Source organism: Stenotrophomonas sp. LST15-1-1.1, from assembly GCF_040815575.1.
Taxonomy (GTDB): Bacteria; Pseudomonadota; Gammaproteobacteria; order Xanthomonadales; family Xanthomonadaceae; genus Stenotrophomonas; species Stenotrophomonas lactitubi_B.
Map to the genome: position 1 here is coordinate 15,160 of NZ_JBFPNJ010000001.1, position 16,924 is coordinate 32,083.

11 protein-coding genes are annotated in these 16,924 nt (G+C 65.8%); 5 read left to right on the forward strand and 6 right to left on the reverse strand.

What is annotated here, in order from left to right; all coding sequences use genetic code 11:
• Positions 1 to 23: 23 nt before the first annotated feature.
• Both MRBLST15_RS00075 and MRBLST15_RS00080 read right to left on the reverse strand, forming a co-directional pair.
• The gene (locus MRBLST15_RS00075; protein ID WP_265952561.1) at positions 24 to 1,118 is read right to left on the reverse strand and encodes a homocysteine S-methyltransferase family protein; all 1,095 of its coding nucleotides are present in this window, start codon (positions 1,116 to 1,118) and stop codon (positions 24 to 26) included.
• A gap of 7 nt (positions 1,119 to 1,125) precedes the next feature.
• Positions 1,126 to 2,055, reverse strand: a complete 930-nt coding sequence (locus MRBLST15_RS00080) for an ArsR/SmtB family transcription factor (RefSeq protein ID WP_089236121.1) — start codon at positions 2,053 to 2,055, stop codon at positions 1,126 to 1,128.
• Between the two features lie 163 nt (positions 2,056 to 2,218).
• Between MRBLST15_RS00080 and MRBLST15_RS00085 the strand changes: the two genes are divergently transcribed.
• Together MRBLST15_RS00085 and MRBLST15_RS00090 are read left to right on the forward strand one after the other, a co-directional pair.
• Entirely contained in the window at positions 2,219 to 3,367 is a 1,149-nt protein-coding gene (locus MRBLST15_RS00085) for an acyl-CoA dehydrogenase family protein (RefSeq protein WP_265952562.1), read from the forward strand.
• Positions 3,368 to 3,512: 145 nt separating this feature from the next.
• Positions 3,513 to 3,800, forward strand: a complete 288-nt coding sequence (locus MRBLST15_RS00090) for a hypothetical protein (protein ID WP_367784494.1) — start codon at positions 3,513 to 3,515, stop codon at positions 3,798 to 3,800.
• Between the two features lie 156 nt (positions 3,801 to 3,956).
• Here the strand turns inward: MRBLST15_RS00090 and MRBLST15_RS00095 are convergent, their stop codons facing one another.
• Genes MRBLST15_RS00095 through MRBLST15_RS00105 form a run of 3 tightly spaced genes read right to left on the reverse strand, consistent with a single transcriptional unit; the run spans position 3,957 to position 9,066 of the window.
• The gene (locus MRBLST15_RS00095) at positions 3,957 to 7,130 is read right to left on the reverse strand and encodes a multidrug efflux RND transporter permease subunit (protein ID WP_025876842.1); all 3,174 of its coding nucleotides are present in this window, start codon (positions 7,128 to 7,130) and stop codon (positions 3,957 to 3,959) included.
• Between the two features lie 14 nt (positions 7,131 to 7,144).
• Positions 7,145 to 8,410 carry an efflux RND transporter periplasmic adaptor subunit gene (locus tag MRBLST15_RS00100; protein WP_367784496.1) on the reverse strand — a complete coding sequence of 422 codons (1,266 nt, stop codon included), beginning with the start codon at positions 8,408 to 8,410 and terminating at the stop codon, positions 7,145 to 7,147.
• On the reverse strand, positions 8,410 to 9,066 hold the full coding sequence (locus MRBLST15_RS00105; RefSeq protein ID WP_312704219.1) for a TetR/AcrR family transcriptional regulator: 657 nt from the start codon (positions 9,064 to 9,066) through the stop codon (positions 8,410 to 8,412). Before MRBLST15_RS00105 ends, MRBLST15_RS00100 begins: the two co-directional genes overlap by 1 nt.
• 250 nt (positions 9,067 to 9,316) lie before the next feature.
• On the opposite strand from MRBLST15_RS00105, the gene MRBLST15_RS00110 reads away from it, so the two are divergent.
• From MRBLST15_RS00110 to MRBLST15_RS00120, 3 genes are all read left to right on the forward strand, one after another.
• Entirely contained in the window at positions 9,317 to 14,293 is a 4,977-nt protein-coding gene (locus MRBLST15_RS00110) for an NAD-glutamate dehydrogenase (protein ID WP_367784498.1), read from the forward strand.
• Positions 14,294 to 14,488: 195 nt separating this feature from the next.
• Complete coding sequence (locus MRBLST15_RS00115; protein WP_367784500.1) at positions 14,489 to 15,262, forward strand: NAD kinase; 774 nt, start codon at positions 14,489 to 14,491, stop codon at positions 15,260 to 15,262.
• Between the two features lie 46 nt (positions 15,263 to 15,308).
• Positions 15,309 to 16,253, forward strand: a complete 945-nt coding sequence (locus MRBLST15_RS00120; RefSeq protein WP_033831508.1) for a 5'-nucleotidase — start codon at positions 15,309 to 15,311, stop codon at positions 16,251 to 16,253.
• A gap of 77 nt (positions 16,254 to 16,330) precedes the next feature.
• Here the strand turns inward: MRBLST15_RS00120 and MRBLST15_RS00125 are convergent, their stop codons facing one another.
• Entirely contained in the window at positions 16,331 to 16,882 is a 552-nt protein-coding gene (locus MRBLST15_RS00125) for a DUF2939 domain-containing protein (RefSeq protein WP_312704221.1), read from the reverse strand.
• Positions 16,883 to 16,924 lie beyond the last annotated feature (42 nt).

Genomic DNA, 16,924 nt, shown 5'->3' on the forward strand with positions numbered 1-16,924 from the left:
GTGGGTGGCGGTGGCAGTGCTGCTCATGCGGCCTGGACCTGGCCGGCAGGCAGGGCGCGCGGCGGCAGCCCGGCCACCGCCAGCGCGATCGCGCGGATGTGGTCCGGGGTGGAGCCGCAGCAGCCGCCGACCAGGTTCAGCAGGCCGTCTTCGGCAAAGCCGCGCAGGGTGGCCGCCATTTCCTCGGGTGTTTCGTCGTACTCACCGAACGCATTGGGCAGGCCGGCATTGGGATGGGCGCTGACGTAGCAGTCCGACACCTGCGACAGCGTTTCCACATGCGGGCGCATGGCGTCGGCGCCGAGCGCGCAGTTCAGGCCGATCGACAACGGCCGTGCATGCGCCAGCGAGGCCTGGAAGGCCTCGGCGGTCTGCCCGGACAGGGTGCGCCCGGAGGCATCGGTGATGGTGCCGGAAATCATGATCGGCAGCCGCGCGCCGCGTGCATCGAAGGCTTCCTCGATGGCATACAGCGCGGCCTTGGCGTTGAGCGTATCGAAGATGGTCTCGACCATGATCGTGTCGGCGCCACCATCGATCAGGCCATCGATGGCTTCGCGGTAGGTACTGCGAAGCTCGTCGAAACTGGTGTTGCGGAAACCGGGATCGTTGACGTCCGGGCTGATCGAAGCGGTGCGGCTGGTCGGGCCGAGCACACCGATGACGAAGCGCGGCTTGCCCGGCGTGGTCGCCGCCACCGCATCACAACAGGCACGGGCAACGGCAGCGCCCGCCTTGTTCAGCTCGTACACCAGGTGTTCGAGGTGGTAGTCGGCCTGGCTGACCGAGGTGGCGTTGAAGGTGTTGGTTTCCACCAGGTCCGCGCCTGCTTCCAGGTAGGCGGTGTGGATGCCGGCGATGACTTCCGGCCGGGTCAGCAGCAACAGATCGTTGTTGCCTTTCAGGTCGTGACCTTCCGGTGTTCCGCCATGGTCGCAGCCGGGGCCATGGGCGTGGTCGTAACCGCCGGCGAAGCGCTCGCCCCGATAGTCCTCTTCCTGCAGGCCATGTCGCTGGATCATCGTGCCCATCGCGCCGTCGATGATCAGGATGCGATCACGCAGGGCAGCGAGCAGCGATTCCACACGTTCCGGGTGCAGCCAGGGCAGGGCGGGCATGTCGACCTCAGGGCTTGTTGGCGATCAGCGAAATCACTTCGAAATGCGGCGGGCGCTTTTCGCGGGTGACCGTTTCCAGGTTGGAGACCTGCAGGCCGGCCTTGTCGACGAACTTCTTCAGTTCCTTGTCGCTGAAGCCGAGGTTGACGTGGCCATAGGCATCGACCGCGGCCTTGTGCTCGTGGCGGGCCAGGCTGCACAGCAGCAGGCGACCGCCGGGGCGCAGCACGCGCGCGGCCTCGGTGACGGCCTGCGCCGGCTTGCTGGCGTAGGTCAGCGCGTGCATCAGCACGACCAGGTCGAAGCTGCGGTCCTTGAAGGGCAGGGCATGCATGTCGCCCTCGCGCACTTCCACATTGGGCAGGCGACGCAGGCGTTCGCTGGCGGCGGCCACGACGCGCGCACTGGTGTCGATGCACACGTAACGCCGGGCGTGCGGGGCAACCAGTTCGGCCAACACACCGTCGCCGGAGGCGATATCCAGCACGTCGCCGGTTTCCAGCAACGGCAGCGCGGTGCGCGCCAGCGCTTCCCAGGTGCGCCCCGGAGAGTAGTGGCGTTCCATGTCACCGGCCACGCTGTCGGCCCAGTTCTGGTCCGAAGCGCGGTGGGCGAGCACCGCAGCGACCCGTTCAGCATCCTGGCGCAGCAGCGGGTCGTCGCTTCCGTTGCTCAGGGCGTGCCACAATGCACGTTGCGCCGGGTCCAGCTGGGCCTCGTCGAAGCGGTAATAGGCCGACACGCCCGCGCGGCGGTCGCGCACCAGGCCGGCTTCCTTCAGGCGCGCCAGATGAGTGGACACCCGCGGCTGCGCCAGCCGGGTGATGGCCGAGAGCTCGGCCACGGTCAGCTCTTCCTGCTCCAGCAGCGCCAGCAGGCGCACACGGGTAGCGTCGGCGAACACCTTCAGGCGGGTCGACCAGTCTTCCAGATCCATAAATATCCACCTATCGCGATATAGAGATATATTCGCCGACCGCGCCCCTTGCGGTCAAGTCGCAGCTCCCCGCCAGTCAGCCGCCGACGCGCGGCCCCGGTACAATCGGGGCACCTGGGCGCGCGCTGCGCGGCCCATAACATCATGTACCCGGGAGGGTGTTGTGGATTTCAGCTTTACCGAAGAGCAGTTGATGCTGCAGGACGTGGCGCGTCGCATCGCGCAGGAAAAGATCGCACCGAGTGCGGAGCACCATGACCGTACGGGCGAGTTCCCGCTGGACAACATCCGCCTGCTGGGCGAGAACGGCCTGATGGGCATCGAAGTGCCGTCCGAGTATGGTGGCGCAGGCATGGACCCGATCGCGTACGTGCTGGCGATGGTGGAGGTCGCCGCCGGTGATGCTGCGCATTCGACCATCATGTCGGTCAACAATTCGCTGTTCTGCAATGGCATCCTGACCCATGGCAGTGAAGCGCAGAAGCAGAAATACGTGCGCGCCATCGCCGAGGGCGAGGCCATCGGTGCGTTCGCGCTGACCGAGCCGCAGTCGGGTTCGGACGCCACCGCGATGCGTTGCCGTGCGATCAAGCAGGCCGACGGCAGCTATGTGATCAACGGCAAGAAGAGCTGGATCACTTCGGGCCCGGTGGCCAAGTACATCGTGCTGTTCGCGATGAGCGAGCCTGACAAGGGCGCGCGCGGCATCACGGCCTTCATGATCGACACCGACAAGGCCGGGTTCGGCCGCGGCAAGACCGAACCGAAGCTGGGCATCCGCGCCTCGGCCACCTGCGAGATCGAGTTCAACGACTACGTGGCGCAGCCGGAAGACGTGCTGGGCCAGGAAGGCGAGGGCTTCAAGATCGCCATGGGCGTGCTCGACGCCGGCCGCATCGGCATCGCCTCGCAGGCGATCGGCATTGCGCGTGCCGCCTATGAAGCGACCCTGGAGTACGTGAAGGACCGCAAGGCTTTCGGTGCGGCCATCGGTACCTTCCAGATGACCCAGGCGAAGATCGCCGACATGAAGTGCAAGCTGGACGCAGCGCTGCTGCTGACCCTGCGTGCGGCATGGGTGAAGGGAGAGGGCAAGCGCTTCAGCAACGAGGCCGCGATCGCCAAGCTGACCGCTTCGGAAGCGGCGATGTGGATCACCCACCAGGCGGTGCAGATCCATGGCGGCATGGGCTATTCCAAGGAAATGCCGCTGGAGCGCTACTTCCGTGATGCCAAGATCACCGAGATCTACGAAGGCACATCGGAGATCCAGCGCCTGGTGATCGCCCGCAACGAGACCGGTCTGCGTTGATTTTCCCGTGCCGCGCCGCTGCAATGGCGGCGCGGCCGTAGATCCACGCCATGCGTGGATGGTGTTCTGCCCGGATCGCGTACCTGCCTCTGGCCTCCCAGAATTCCTGCTGCTCTAATGCGTATCGTTTTTCTGGAGATACCGCATGATCTACCGCGGCTGGGGCTTCATGACGCTGGTGACGCCGATCGCAGGCATCCTGTTGCTGGCGTACTTCTTCCCGCACGACGGCCCCAAGGGCAACATTCCGCTGCAGCAGGTGCTGCTGGGCGGTGGCATCGGTGCGGTAGTGAACGTGCTGCTGGGCCTGTGGCTGAACCGTGTGCCCCGGCAGAAGGGTGAGGCCGCACCCCATCATTTCTTCTTCGTGCCGATGCAGTGGGCCGCGCTGATTCTCGTGGCTGTGTGCGTGGTGACCGCCATGCTGCGCTGAACCGTCGCCTTGGAGAGCGCCAACCAAGGTTGGCGGCTACCGGGCATGCCGCTGCTCTGGTAGATGCCAACCCTGGTTGGCATGGATTCAAAAGCAGCGACGAAAAAAAGGCCCCGGATCGCTCCGGGGCCTTTCTTGTTTCAACTCACCGCCGGATCAACGATCCGGGCGGTGGGCGGATTCCGCATCACGCTGGCGGCCGAGGAATTCCTTCGACGGTTCATCCAGCTTGTCGCCCAGCATGCGCCGCACGACCACGAAGAACACCGGGATCATCAACAGGCCGAGCAGGGTGGCGAACAGCATGCCGCCGATCACGCCGGTGCCGATGGCGTGACGCGAGTTGGCGCCGGCACCGGTGGAGATCGCCATCGGGATGACGCCCATGATGAACGCGAAGGACGTCATCAGGATCGGGCGGAAGCGCAGGCGCGCCGCTTCGATGGTGGCATCGCGCAGTGTCTTGCCCGCCGCACGCTGCTCCACCGCGAACTCCACGATCAGGATCGCGTTCTTCGCGGCCAGGCCGATCACCGTGATCAGGCCGATCTTGAAGAACAGGTCATTCGGCAGGCCACGCATCATCGACAGGGCGAGTGCACCCAGCACGCCGAGCGGTACCACCAGCAGCACTGCCACCGGGATCGACCAGCTTTCATACAGCGCGGCCAGGCACAGGAACACCACCACGATGGACAGCACCAGCAGCAGCGTCGCGGCGTTGCCGGCCAGGATTTCCTGGTAGGACAGGCCGGACCAGTCGTAGCCGAAGCCCGCCGGCAGGTCGTCGTTGACGATGCCTTCCATGGTCTGCATCGCTTCACCCGAGCTGGTGCCCGGTGCCTGCGAACCGACGATGTTGATTGCCGAGTAGCCGTTGTAGCGGCTCAGCGACGGCGGTGCCGAGACCCATTCGGACTTGACCACCGTGCTCAACGGGATCATCGCGTTGGTGCCATCGGCATTGGTGGTCAGGCTGGACGGGCTGTAGAAGCTCTTCAGCGATTCCTGGCCGGTGCGGTACGGACCATCGGCCTGCATGGTCACGCGCTTGATGCGGCCTTCGTAGAAGAAGTCGTTGACGTACACCGGCGCCAGCATCAGCTGGATGGTGCTGTACACGTCCGACACCGACATGCCCATCGACTGCGCCTGCACGCGGTCCACGTGCAGCTGCAGCTGCGGGGCGTTTTCCAGGCCGTTCGGGCGCACGCCGACCAGATGGTCCGGCTTCTGCGCGGCCTGGCCGAGCAGGATGTTGCGGGCCTGGGTCAACTGCTCGTAACCGGCACCACTACGGTCCTGCAGCCACATGTCGAAGCCACCGAACTGGCCAAGGCCCTGCACGGTCGGCAGGTTGACCACGAAGATCTGCGCTTCCTTGATGCCGTAGAACGCGCCGTTCATGTTCTGGATGAATTCCGGAGCAGTGAACTTGCGCTCTTCCCACGGCTTCAGGCGGATGAAGCCCATGCCCACGTTCTCGCCGGAACCGACGAAGCTGAAGCCGGCCACCTGCAGCATGCCTTCATAGCCATCCTGCTTTTCCAGGATGCCACGCATCTGTGCGAACGCTTCGTTGGTCTGGCTCTTGGTCGAGCCCGGCGGCAACTGCACGATCGCCAGTGCATAGCCCTGGTCTTCTTCCGGCAGGAAGCTGCCCGGCATGCGGGTGAACAGGAAGCCACACAGCGCGGTCAACACCACGAACAGGATCATCCAGCGTGGTGCATGGCGCACCGCCGAGGTGATATGGCCCACATAGGTGTGGCTGATCTTGTCGTAGTACTTGTTGAAGGTGCGGTAGACGATGTTCGGGTTGTCGTTGTGCGTCGGCTTGAGGAACGTTGCGCACAGCGCCGGGGTGAAGCCCAGTGCCAGGAACGCCGAGAACGCCATCGAGATGGCGATGGTCAGGGCGAACTGCTTGTAGATCTCACCGGCCGCACCGCCCTGCAGGGCCGAGGGGATGAACACCGCCGCCAGCACCACGGTGATGGCCACCACCGCGCCGGTGATCTGGGTCATCGCCTTCTGCGTTGCCGGCTTCGGCGCCAGGCCTTCCTCGGTCATGATGCGTTCGACGTTCTCGATCACCACGATCGCGTCATCGACCACGATGCCGATCGCCAGCACCATCGCGAACAGGGTCAGCTGGTTGATCGTGAAGCCGATCATCCACATGCCCAGGAACGTACCCAGCAGGGCCACCGGAATGACCAGGGTCGGGATCAGGGTGGCGCGGAAGTTCTGCAGGAAGATCAGCATCACCAGGAACACCAGCAACACCGCTTCGAACAGGGTCTTGACCACTTCCTGGATCGAGATCTTGACGAAGGTGGTGCTGTCGTACGGCGAGAACCAGGTGACGCCGGCCGGGAAGCTGGGCTGCAGCTCGTCCATCTTGCCGCGCACGGCCTCGGCCACGTTCAGGGCGTTGGCGCCCGGCAGCAGCTGGATCGCGAAGGCGCCGGTCGGCTTGCCGTTGTACTGTGTATCGAAGCCGTAGTTGTTGGCGCCGAAGGCAACGCGGGCGATGTCCTTCAACAGCACGCGCGAGCCATCAGCATTGGCGCGCAGGATGATGTTCTCGAACTCCTGCGGCGAGCTGAAGCGGCCTTCGGCCGATACCGTGGCAGTGAAGTGCTGGCCTTCCGGCGACGGGTCGGAGCCCAGTGCACCGGCGGCGAACTGCACGTTCTGCGCGCGTACCGCCGCCAGCACCTGGCTGGCCGACAGGCCATAGCCCTGCATCTTTTCCGGGTTGAGCCAGATGTTCATGGCGTACTCGGAACCGAACTGCTGGGTGCTGCCGACGCCGGGGATGCGCGAGACCTGGTCGAGCACGCGCGAGCCGACGATGTCGTTCAGCGCGTCACGGTTGATGGTCGGCGTATCGGACTGCAGCGCCACCACCATCAGGAAGCCGGCGTTGGCCTTGGCCACCACCACGCCCTGCTGGGTGACTTCCGAAGGCAGTCGCGGCGTGGCCAGCGATACCTTGTTCTGCACCTGCACCTGGGCGATGTCCGGATCGGTACCGGTCTCGAAGGTCAGGGTGATCGAGGCGCGGCCGTTGGACGCAGACGAGGAGCTGAAGTACAGCAGGTGATCGATACCGGTCAGCTGCTGCTCGATCACCTGGGTGACCGACTTCTCCGTGGTGTCCGCGCTCGCGCCCGGATAGGTGGCCGAGACGGTCACCTGCGGCGGGGCGATGTTGGGGTAGGACTCTACGCCGAGGTTGAGGATCGCGATCACGCCGCTGAGCGAGATCAGGATCGCCACCACCCAGGCGAAGACTGGATGTTCGATGAAAAATTTAGGCATGACGGAAGGTCCCGTTACTGCTTGTTCGATTCGGTGGCGGCCGGCTCGGCCTTGTCGGCCTGGTCAGTCTTGGCCGGTGCCTTGGCGTCGGCCGGAGCCGTGGCAGGCGCGCCCGGAGCAGCGTCGCCGGCGGCAGGCTTGCCGTTGGCGTCCTGGCCCGGGGTCCACGGCTTGGCCGTGGCCGGCGTGCCTTCCTTGACCTTCTGCACGCCGGCGACGACCACCTTGTCACCAGCGGCCAGGCCCTCGCTGACCAGCCAGTTGCCGTTCTGCGCGCCGTCGGTCTTGACGTTCTTGCGGACGACCTTGCCGTCGGCGCCGACCACCATCACATAGCCGCCGGTGGTATCGCGCAGCAGCGCCTGCTGCGGCACCAGGTAGGCGTTGTTGCGCTCGCCCAGGTTGGCCTGGAAGCTGACGAAGGCACCCGGCAGCAGGATCTTCTGCGGGTTCGGCAGCACCGCACGCAGCGATACCGCGCCGGTGGCCGGGTCGACCGTGGTCGAGGAGAAGTCCAGCGTGCCCGGCTCGCTGTAGGTGCTGCCATCGGCCAGCTTGACGTTGACCGTGGCCTTGCCGTCGCCGGACAGGGCCAGCGTGCCCTTGGCCTGCTGCGCACGCAGCTGGGTCAGTTCATCCACGCTCAGCGAGAAGTTCACGTACAGCGGGTCGAGCTGGTCCACAGTGGTCAGCAGGGTCACGTCGCCCTGGCCGACCAGCGCGCCCTCGGTCACCTGCTGCTTGTTGGCCACGCCGCTGATCGGGGCGGTGACGTTGGTGTAGCCCAGGCTGATGCGGCTGCTGGTCACCGAGGCTTCGGCCTGCTTGACCGCGGCCAGCGCGGTGCGCTCGGCCGACTCGGCGTTGTCCAGGTCGGCCTTGGACACGAACTTCTGCGGTGCCAGCGAGCGCGCGCGGTCAGCGGCGACCTTGGCGTTGGCGTAGGTCGCGCGGGCCGACGCCAGCTGGGCTTCGGAGGCGCTGAGCGAGGCGCGCAGCGGTGCCGGATCGATCAGGAACAGGGTCTGGCCCTGCTTGACCTCGCTGCCTTCCTGATAGACGCGCTTGAGCAGCACGCCAGGTACGCGGGCGCGCACATCGGCGCTGCGGAACGGCGACAGGCGACCGACCAGCTCGCGCTGCAGCGGCAGGGTCTGCGGCTTGGCGTCGATCACGCCCACCTCCGGCGGTGGGGGCGTCGGCTGTTCCGGCTTCTTGCAGGCAGCTACGGCGACAGCGACGGCGCACGTCAAGGCAAGGGTGCGGAGTGGGGCGGTCATCAGGAGGAACTCCGGGGTTGGTTTGAAGACGGGGCCGGCGAGGGCTGCGGCGCGAACGCACGCAGGAAGCCATCGACGGAGAACTCTGCCCAGCGCCGACGCAACGCAGCGTCATCACGATGGGCGGTATGGAAGCGCTGTTTGTCGAAATCCTGACCGGCGATCATGCTCAGCAGCAGTTCGGCCATGAAGTGCGGGTCGTCATGCCGCAGCAGACCGCGACTGCAAACGGTTTCAATCCATTCAGCAAGATGAAGCGTCAGCGCGCCGGCGCCATGCCGGTACAGCGTACGCGCCTCTTCGGGAAACTGTGCTGCATCGGCGGCGATCAGGCGGCAGGCCTGGCCGACGTGGGGCTGGTTGAAGTGCTCCAGGAAGTCGGTGGCGAACTGCAGCAGGCTGCCACGCAGGTCGTCACCGCGGAGTGCACGCAGCATGGCCCCGGTCGCGTGACCGACGTGGCGCTGCATCACCCGCCGCAGCAGGGCCTGCTTGTTGCCGTAACGCGAGTACAGGGTCTGCTTTGAACACCCGGCGTGCTGGGCGACCGCGTCCATGCTCATCTGCATGCCCTGTTGGGCAAGCAGTTCGCGCACGGCATCGAACACGCGCTCATCACGCGCATCGAGGGCGACAGGAAGGTAGGCCGGATTCACGCGGTGGACTATACCGTCCAGTTCAGGATTGTGGAATCGCGCCGATGTCGCCGCATGTGTCTTCCGGTAACACGTTTTGCCGATCCTGTCGGCAACGCTGTGCGACCGCGATGCCCATACCGGTGCGAACTGAATAGGGCGTCTAAACCGCAGCAAACCCGAATCTGGTTATTCCGTCCTGCAGCAAGGCCTTTTCGTGCGGTAGGGCTACAATTTCATTTTCCCAACTGAGCAAGCGCGCCGCTCTGCCATGAAACCGCAAAAAACCGCAGCCAAGACCGTGAAAAACAAAAGCAAACCAGTTGAGTCGGAGGTCGCAGTGACCGCTGGTTTCTCCCTGGAGCCGGTGTACACGGCCTTGCGCAAGCGTTACCCCGCGGCCGCTCAGGCCGAGGCAGTGGCATTCGCCTCCAGCTTCTACAAGCGCATGGAGGCCGACGAGTTCCCCCATCACAGCGCTGAGGAATGGGCCGCGCTTGCTGCCGAAACGCTGGAATTCGCCCGCGCCCGCAAGTCCGGCAAGGCCAACGTCCGCGTCTTCAACCCGACGGTGAAGGCCAACGGTTGGGAATCGCCGCACACCGTGCTGCAGATCATCAACGACGACATGCCGTTCCTGGTCGACACTGTGACCATGTCGCTGGCCGAGCATGGCGTTGGCGTGCATGTACTGGGCCACCCGGTGCTGCAGTTCACCCGTGACAAGGCCGGCAAGCTGACCAAGGTCGGCGAGGGCCAGCTGGAATCGGTGATGCTGCTGGAGATCGACCGCCAGCCGGCCGAAGCCATGGCGGACATCGAGCAGGCCATCAACAAGGCGCTGGATGAAGTGCGCGCCATCGTGCGTGACTGGCAGCCGATGCAGGACAAGGCACTGGCACTGGCCGAAGACCTCGGCAGCCGCCAGCTGCCGGTCGACGCTGCCTCGCGCAAGGAAGCACAGGAATTCCTGCGCTGGGCCGCCGACAACCACTTCACCTTCTTCGGTTACCGCGAATACCGCGTCGAGAAGCAGGGCAAGGAAGACGTGCTGGCGCCGCTGAACGACACGGGCCTGGGCCTGATGCGCGGCAAGGACAAGTCGGCCGCGCGTCCGGTCAAAACCCTGGCCGCCCAAGGCCTGAACACCACGTCCGGGCTGAAGGACGCGCTGATCCTGACCAAGACCAATGCCCGTTCGCGCGTGCACCGCGCTGGCTACATGGACTACATCGGCGTGCTGGAATTCGACGCCAAGGGCAAGATCATCGGCGAACAGCGCTTCCTTGGCCTGTTCACCTCCAGCGCCTACAACCGCCGCCCGTGGGAAATCCCGCTGGTGCGCCAGCGCTACGAACACGTGATGAAGCAGTCCGGCCTGGCTGGCTCCAGCCATAGCGGCAAGGCCCTGCGCCACATCCTGGAAACCCTGCCGCGCGAAGAACTGTTCCAGTCCAGCGAGGACGAACTGTTCCGCACCGCGATGGGCGTGCTGGGCCTGCAGGAGCGTGTGCGCAGCCGCCTGTTCCTGCGTCGTGACAAGTACAGCCGTTTCATTTCCGCGCTGGTCTACCTGCCGCGCGAGCGTTTCAACACCGACGTGCGCCTGCGCATCGAAGCGATGCTCAAGGACGCGCTGCACGGCGAGTACGTGGACAGCTCGGTGGTGCTGGGTGAATCGCCGTTGGCCCAGGTGCACCTGATCGTGCGTCCGAAGCCGGGCGAAATGCTCGACGTCGATACCGCCGAACTGGAGCAGAAGCTGGCCCAGGTGCTGCGCAACTGGCAGGACGATCTGCGCGAAGCGCTGGTCACCCGCCATGGCGAAGCCGAAGGCCTGCGCATTGCTGCGCGTATCGGCAAGGCGCTGCCGGCCGGTTACATCGAAGACAACAGCACCGCCGTTGCCGCCAACGATGTCAGCCAGCTCGATGCGCTGACCGGCCCGGACGACCTGCGCCTGAGCCTGCAGGCCGTGCCGCGCGAATCCGGCGATGGCCTGCGCCTGAAGCTGTACCGCCAGCTGGATGACATCCCGCTGTCGGACGCGCTGCCGATGATGGAAAACATGGGCCTGCGCGTGATCGCCGAGCGTCCGTACCGCCTGTCGGTGGACAACGCGCCGGTGTACGTGCAGGACTTCGAAGTCGAGTCGACCGCCGGTGCGATCGATGCGGCCAGCGTCGATGAAGCCTTCGGTGAGACCTTTGCCCGCGTCTGGCACGGCGATGCCGAGAACGATGCCTTCAACCGCCTGGTGCTGGCGGCCGGCCTGCACTGGCGCCAGGTCGCCATGCTGCGTGGCTACTGCAAGTACCTGCTGCAGACCGGCGTGCCGTTCTCGCAGGCGTACGTGGAAGGTACCTTCACCCGCTACCCGCTGCTGGCACGCCTGCTGGTCGAACTGTTCGAAGCCCGCTTCGATCCGGCCACCGGTCATGAAAGCAAGGAAGACATCGCCACCGGCCAGGCGCAGCTGAAGGCCCACCTCGACGTGCTGGCTGCCGGCGACGAGGCCACCCTGAAGGTGCTCAAGACCGTGGTCGACGCCCGCAAGGGTGACCGCGATGCGCAGATGCAGGCCGCGCGCGAAGCGCTGCTGAAGCTGATGGACCGCGTGTCGAGCCTGGACGAGGACCGCATCCTGCGTTCCTTCATGGGCGTGATCGATGCGACCCTGCGCACCAGCTATTACCAGACCGATGGCAACGGCCAGCACGGCCATGTCATCAGCTTCAAGTTCGATTCGGCCCTGGTGCCGGACCTGCCGAAGCCGCGCCCGTACCGCGAAATCTTCGTGTATGGCCCGCGCGTGGAAGGTACCCACCTGCGCTTCGGTGCCGTCGCCCGTGGCGGCCTGCGCTGGTCGGATCGTCGCGAAGACTTCCGTACCGAAGTGCTGGGCCTGGTCAAGGCGCAGATGGTCAAGAACACCGTCATCGTGCCGGTCGGCGCGAAGGGCGGCTTCTTCGCCAAGATGCCGCCGGTGAACGGCGATCGCGATGCGATCTTCGCCAACGGTGTGGCCTGCTACAAGCTGTTCATCCAGGGCCTGCTGGACATCACCGACAACATCGTCAACAACAAGATCGTGCCGCCGGTGGATGTCGTGCGCCACGACATGGACGATCCGTACCTGGTGGTGGCCGCCGACAAGGGCACCGCGACCTTCTCCGACATCGCCAACGGCCTGGCCATCGCGCACGGCTTCTGGATGGGCGATGCGTTCGCCTCCGGTGGTTCGGTCGGCTACGACCACAAGGGCATGGGTATCACCGCGCGCGGCGCATGGGAGTCGGTCAAGCGCCACTTCCGTGCACTGGGCCGTGACAGCCAGACCCAGGACTTCACCGCGGTCGGCGTCGGCGACATGTCCGGCGACGTGTTCGGCAACGGCATGCTGTTGTCGCGCCACATCCGCCTGGTCGCTGCGTTCGACCACCGCCACATCTTCCTGGACCCGAACCCGGATGCAGCGACCACGTTCGTCGAACGTGAGCGTCTGTTCACCGTGCCGCGTTCGAGCTGGGCGGACTACGACGCCAAGCTGATCAGCAAGGGCGGCGGCGTGTATCCGCGCAGCCTGAAGTCGATCGAGATCACCCCGCAGGTGCGTGAGGTGCTGGGCCTGGACGAGAGCGTCAAGGCGCTGTCGCCGAATGACCTGATGAGCGCGATCCTGAAGGCACCGGTCGACCTGCTGTGGAACGGCGGCATCGGTACCTACGTCAAGGCCGCCAGCGAGCAGCACAGCGATGTCGGCGACCGCGCCAACAACGCCCTGCGCGTGAACGGTGGCGAGCTGCGCTGCAAGGTGGTGGGCGAGGGCGGCAACCTGGGCATGACCCAGCTGGGCCGCATCGAAGCCGCCCAGGCCGGCGTGCTGCTCAACACCGACTTCATCGACAACTCGGCCGGTGTGGATACCTCCGACCATGAAGTCAACATCAAGATCCTGCTCAACGATGTGGTGCGGGCCAAGAAGCTGACCGTCGAGCAGCGCAACAAGCTGCTGGCGTCGATGACCGACGAAGTCGCCGCACTGGTGCTCAATGACAACTACCGCCAGAACCAGGCCCTGAGCCTGATGGAGCGGATGGCGGTCAAGCGCCTGGGTTCCAAGCAGCACTTCATCCGTACGCTGGAACAGCAGGGCCTGCTGGATCGCCAGATCGAGTTCCTGCCGTCCGATGCCGAGCTGTCCCAGCGCAAGGCGCGCGGCCAGGGCCTGACCCGTCCGGAACTGTCGGTGCTGCTGTCCTATTCCAAGCTGGTGGCGTTCGCCCAGCTGCTGGATTCGGACATCCCGGAAGATCCGTACCTGTCCAAGGAACTGCAGCGCTACTTCCCGACCCCGCTGCAGAAGAAGTACGCCGACGCGATGGAGCGTCACCGCCTGAAGCGCGAAATCATCGCCACGGCCGTGACCAACCAGACCATCAACCGCATGGGCGCCACCTTCCTGATGCGCATGCAGGAAGACACCGGCCGTTCCATTGCCGAGGTCGCCAAGGCCTACACCATCAGCCGCGAAACGCTGGATGCACGCGCGCTGTGGGCGCAGATCGATGCCCTCGACGGCACCCTGCCGGAGTCGGTGCAGATCGATGCGCTGGAAGTGATCTGGAAGCTGCAGCGTTCGTTCGTGCGCTGGCTGCTGTCGCGCCCGGGCCCGATGCCGGGCATCACCGAGGCGGTCAACCGCTACCAGGGTCCGTTCAACGACATCCGTGTTGCTTCGGGTGTGCTGCCGGATTCGCAGCGTCCGACCTACGAAGCCCTGGTGGCCGAGTGGAAGGAAAAGGGCCTGCCGTCGGCACTGGCACAGCAGCTGGCCGAACTGCACTTCCTGGAGCCGGCGTTCGACATCATCGAACTGGCCCGTACCCGCAAGCTGAAGCCGGTGGATGTCTCCAAGATCCACTTCCGCCTGGGCGACGCCCTGCAGCTGCCGTGGCTGTTCGAGCAGATCGACGCGCTGGAGGTCAACGGCCGCTGGCACGCGGTGGCACGTGGCGTGCTGCGCGACGAGCTGGCTGCACACCATCGCAGCCTGGCCGGCCAGGTGCTGGCCACCAAGGGCAGCACCGCTGAAGCCAAGGTGGCTGCATGGATCGGTCGTGACGACAGCAGCCTGCGCTTCACCCTGGCGATGCTGGCCGAACTGGCCGAGCAGAAGACCCTGGACTACCCGACGGTTTCGGTCGCGGTCCAGCGTCTGGGTCAGCTCGCTGCCCACGGTGCGTAAGTGATGTAGCGCCAGGCGCGGCCTGGCGTGCGTGAACCGGAACGGCCCCGCGAAAGCGGGGCCGTTCTGTTTCTGCCCTTGACCTTTGCGACCACCTGACCCGACGCCGGCCGTGAACCTGCCGGTCATCCGCCCCACGGGGTCCAACTCCCGGCGCTCGGTTATGCTCTCCATCAAACCTCCCCGGATCCACCGATGAGCGACACCCCCCGCATCGCTTTCCTGGCCAGTACCACCGAACCGGCGCAGATGGCCCGCGCAGCGATGGTCTCGCGCTATGGCGACCACCCGCCCGACCAGGCCGACGTGCTGTGTCCGCTCGGTGGCGATGGCTTCATGCTGCAGACCCTGCATCGGCACGGACACCTGGGCAAACCGGTATTCGGCATGAAGCTGGGCACGGTAGGTTTCCTGATGAACCAGTACCGTGGCGACGACGACGTGCACGCGCGTATCGCCCGTGCCGAGCCGGCCCACCTGCGGCCGCTGGAAATGGTGGCGCTGACCGAATCGGGCACCACCACCGGGTCGCTGGCCTACAACGACGTCTCGCTGCTGCGCCAGACCCGGCAGGCGGCGCATATCGGCATCGACCTCAATGGCCAGGAGCGGGTGGGCGAACTGATCGGCGATGGCGTGCTGGTGGCGACCCCGGCCGGAAGCACCGCCTACAACTACTCGGCGCATGGACCGGTGCTGCCGCTGGGCTCGCACACCATCGCCCTGACGCCGCTGGCCCCGTATCGCCCGCGGCGCTGGCGCGGCGCCATCCTCAAGGCCGACACCGAAGTGCGCTTCCGCGTGCTCGATCCCTACAAGCGTCCGGTCAGCGTCACCGCCGATTCGCACGAGACCCGTGATGTGGTCGAAGTGACGATCCGCGAGTCGCGCGAGCACCGGGTGACCCTGCTGTTCGACCCGGAGCACAACCTGGAAGACCGGATCCTGAGCGAACAGTTCGTTTTTTGACGACAATAGGCGGCCGGCACTGCCGACCGCTTGAAGGACCCCACCGATGGGCGACAACTCCCCCCGTTTGCTGACCGTCGCGGTGACCTCGCGTGCGCTGTTCGACCTGGAAGAAAGCCATGCGCTGTTCGAGAGCGATGGCGTGGCCGCCTATGCCGAGTACCAGCGCCAGCACGAGGACGACATCCTCGGGCCGGGCGTGGCCTTCCCGGTGGTGCGCAAGCTGCTGGCGCTGAACCAGGGCGCCAGCCCCGAGAACCCGCGCGTGGAAGTGATCCTGCTGTCACGCAACTCGGCCGACACCGGCCTGCGCATCTTCAATTCCATCCAGCACTATGGGCTGGGCATCATCCGCGCGACCTTCACCGCCGGTGAGCCGACGTGGCCATACGTGAAGCCGTTCGGCACCGACCTGTTCCTGTCGGCCAACCCGGAATCGGTACGCAGCGCGCTGCGCCATGGCATCGCTGCGGCGACCATCCTGCCCAAGCCACCGGGCGAGACCGCAGCCGCTGCCGCTGACCAGATCGACATCACCCGCCCGGCCGGGCAGCTGCGCATCGCCTTCGACGGTGATGCGGTGATCTTCGGCGATGAGAGCGAGCGCATCTCGCGCGAGCAGGGCGTGGAAGCCTTCGGCCGGCACGAACGCGAGCGTGCACGCGAGCCACTCAGTGGCGGTCCGTTCCGCGGTTTCCTCTCTGCGCTGCACACGTTGCAGGAGGTATTCCCGGCCGGCGACAGCGCGCCCATCCGCACGGCGCTGGTCACCGCGCGTTCTGCACCGGCGCACGAGCGGGTAATCCGCACCCTGCGCGAATGGGGTGTGCGCCTGGACGAGGCATTGTTCCTCGGTGGGCGGCACAAGGGCCCGTTCCTGCAGGCGTTCGGTGCCGATATCTTCTTTGATGATTCGCAGCACAACATCGACAGTGCGCGTGAACATGTTGCCGCTGGCCATGTGCCGCACGGTGTGGCCAACGAGGGGTGAGGTGGTAGCGCCGGGCAATCCCCGGCGAGCGCAGCGGCGCCCATGGAAACGCCGGGGATGGCCCGGCGCTACCGGTTTTACGGCGTGGCTGACATCCCCAGCTGCAGGTCCACCACCTTCCAGCGCAGACCCTGCGGTTCCAGCACTACCTTCAATGGTGGCTGGCCGGGGCCGCGATCGACGTCGACCACGAAGCGGTCGAGGGCTTCGAAATGGTGTTTGGCGTTCTTCAGCGGTCGCGCCGGTTCGGTCGTGCCGAAGGCATCGCCACCCTGCAGTTCATTGCGGCCGCGCTTCCACAGCACGTGGCCCTGCAGCATCGCGCCGATGCCGGTGGGGGTGACCATCGTGTCCACCGCGGCACCGCCCAGCTGGTCGCCCAACCCGTACAGCAGGGCGCCGAAGGGGCTGGCAGCCACCTCGGGGCCGGCCTGGCGCACCAGGTAATCATTGAGCTGGGCGCGCAGGCTGGTACGTACGCGTGGGAAATCCACATAGCGTTCCAGACGCGCGGTGTCCCGTTGTTCGATGGCCTTCGACAGGCCATGCACGGTCAGGTACGGGCCGCCGAACCACCAGGCCGCCACGGCCATGACCAGCAGGATTGCGAGCGCAGTGAGTTTCTTCATGCCGCACAGACTGCCGCAACGGCGGCAGTTGCGGGTGAAGAC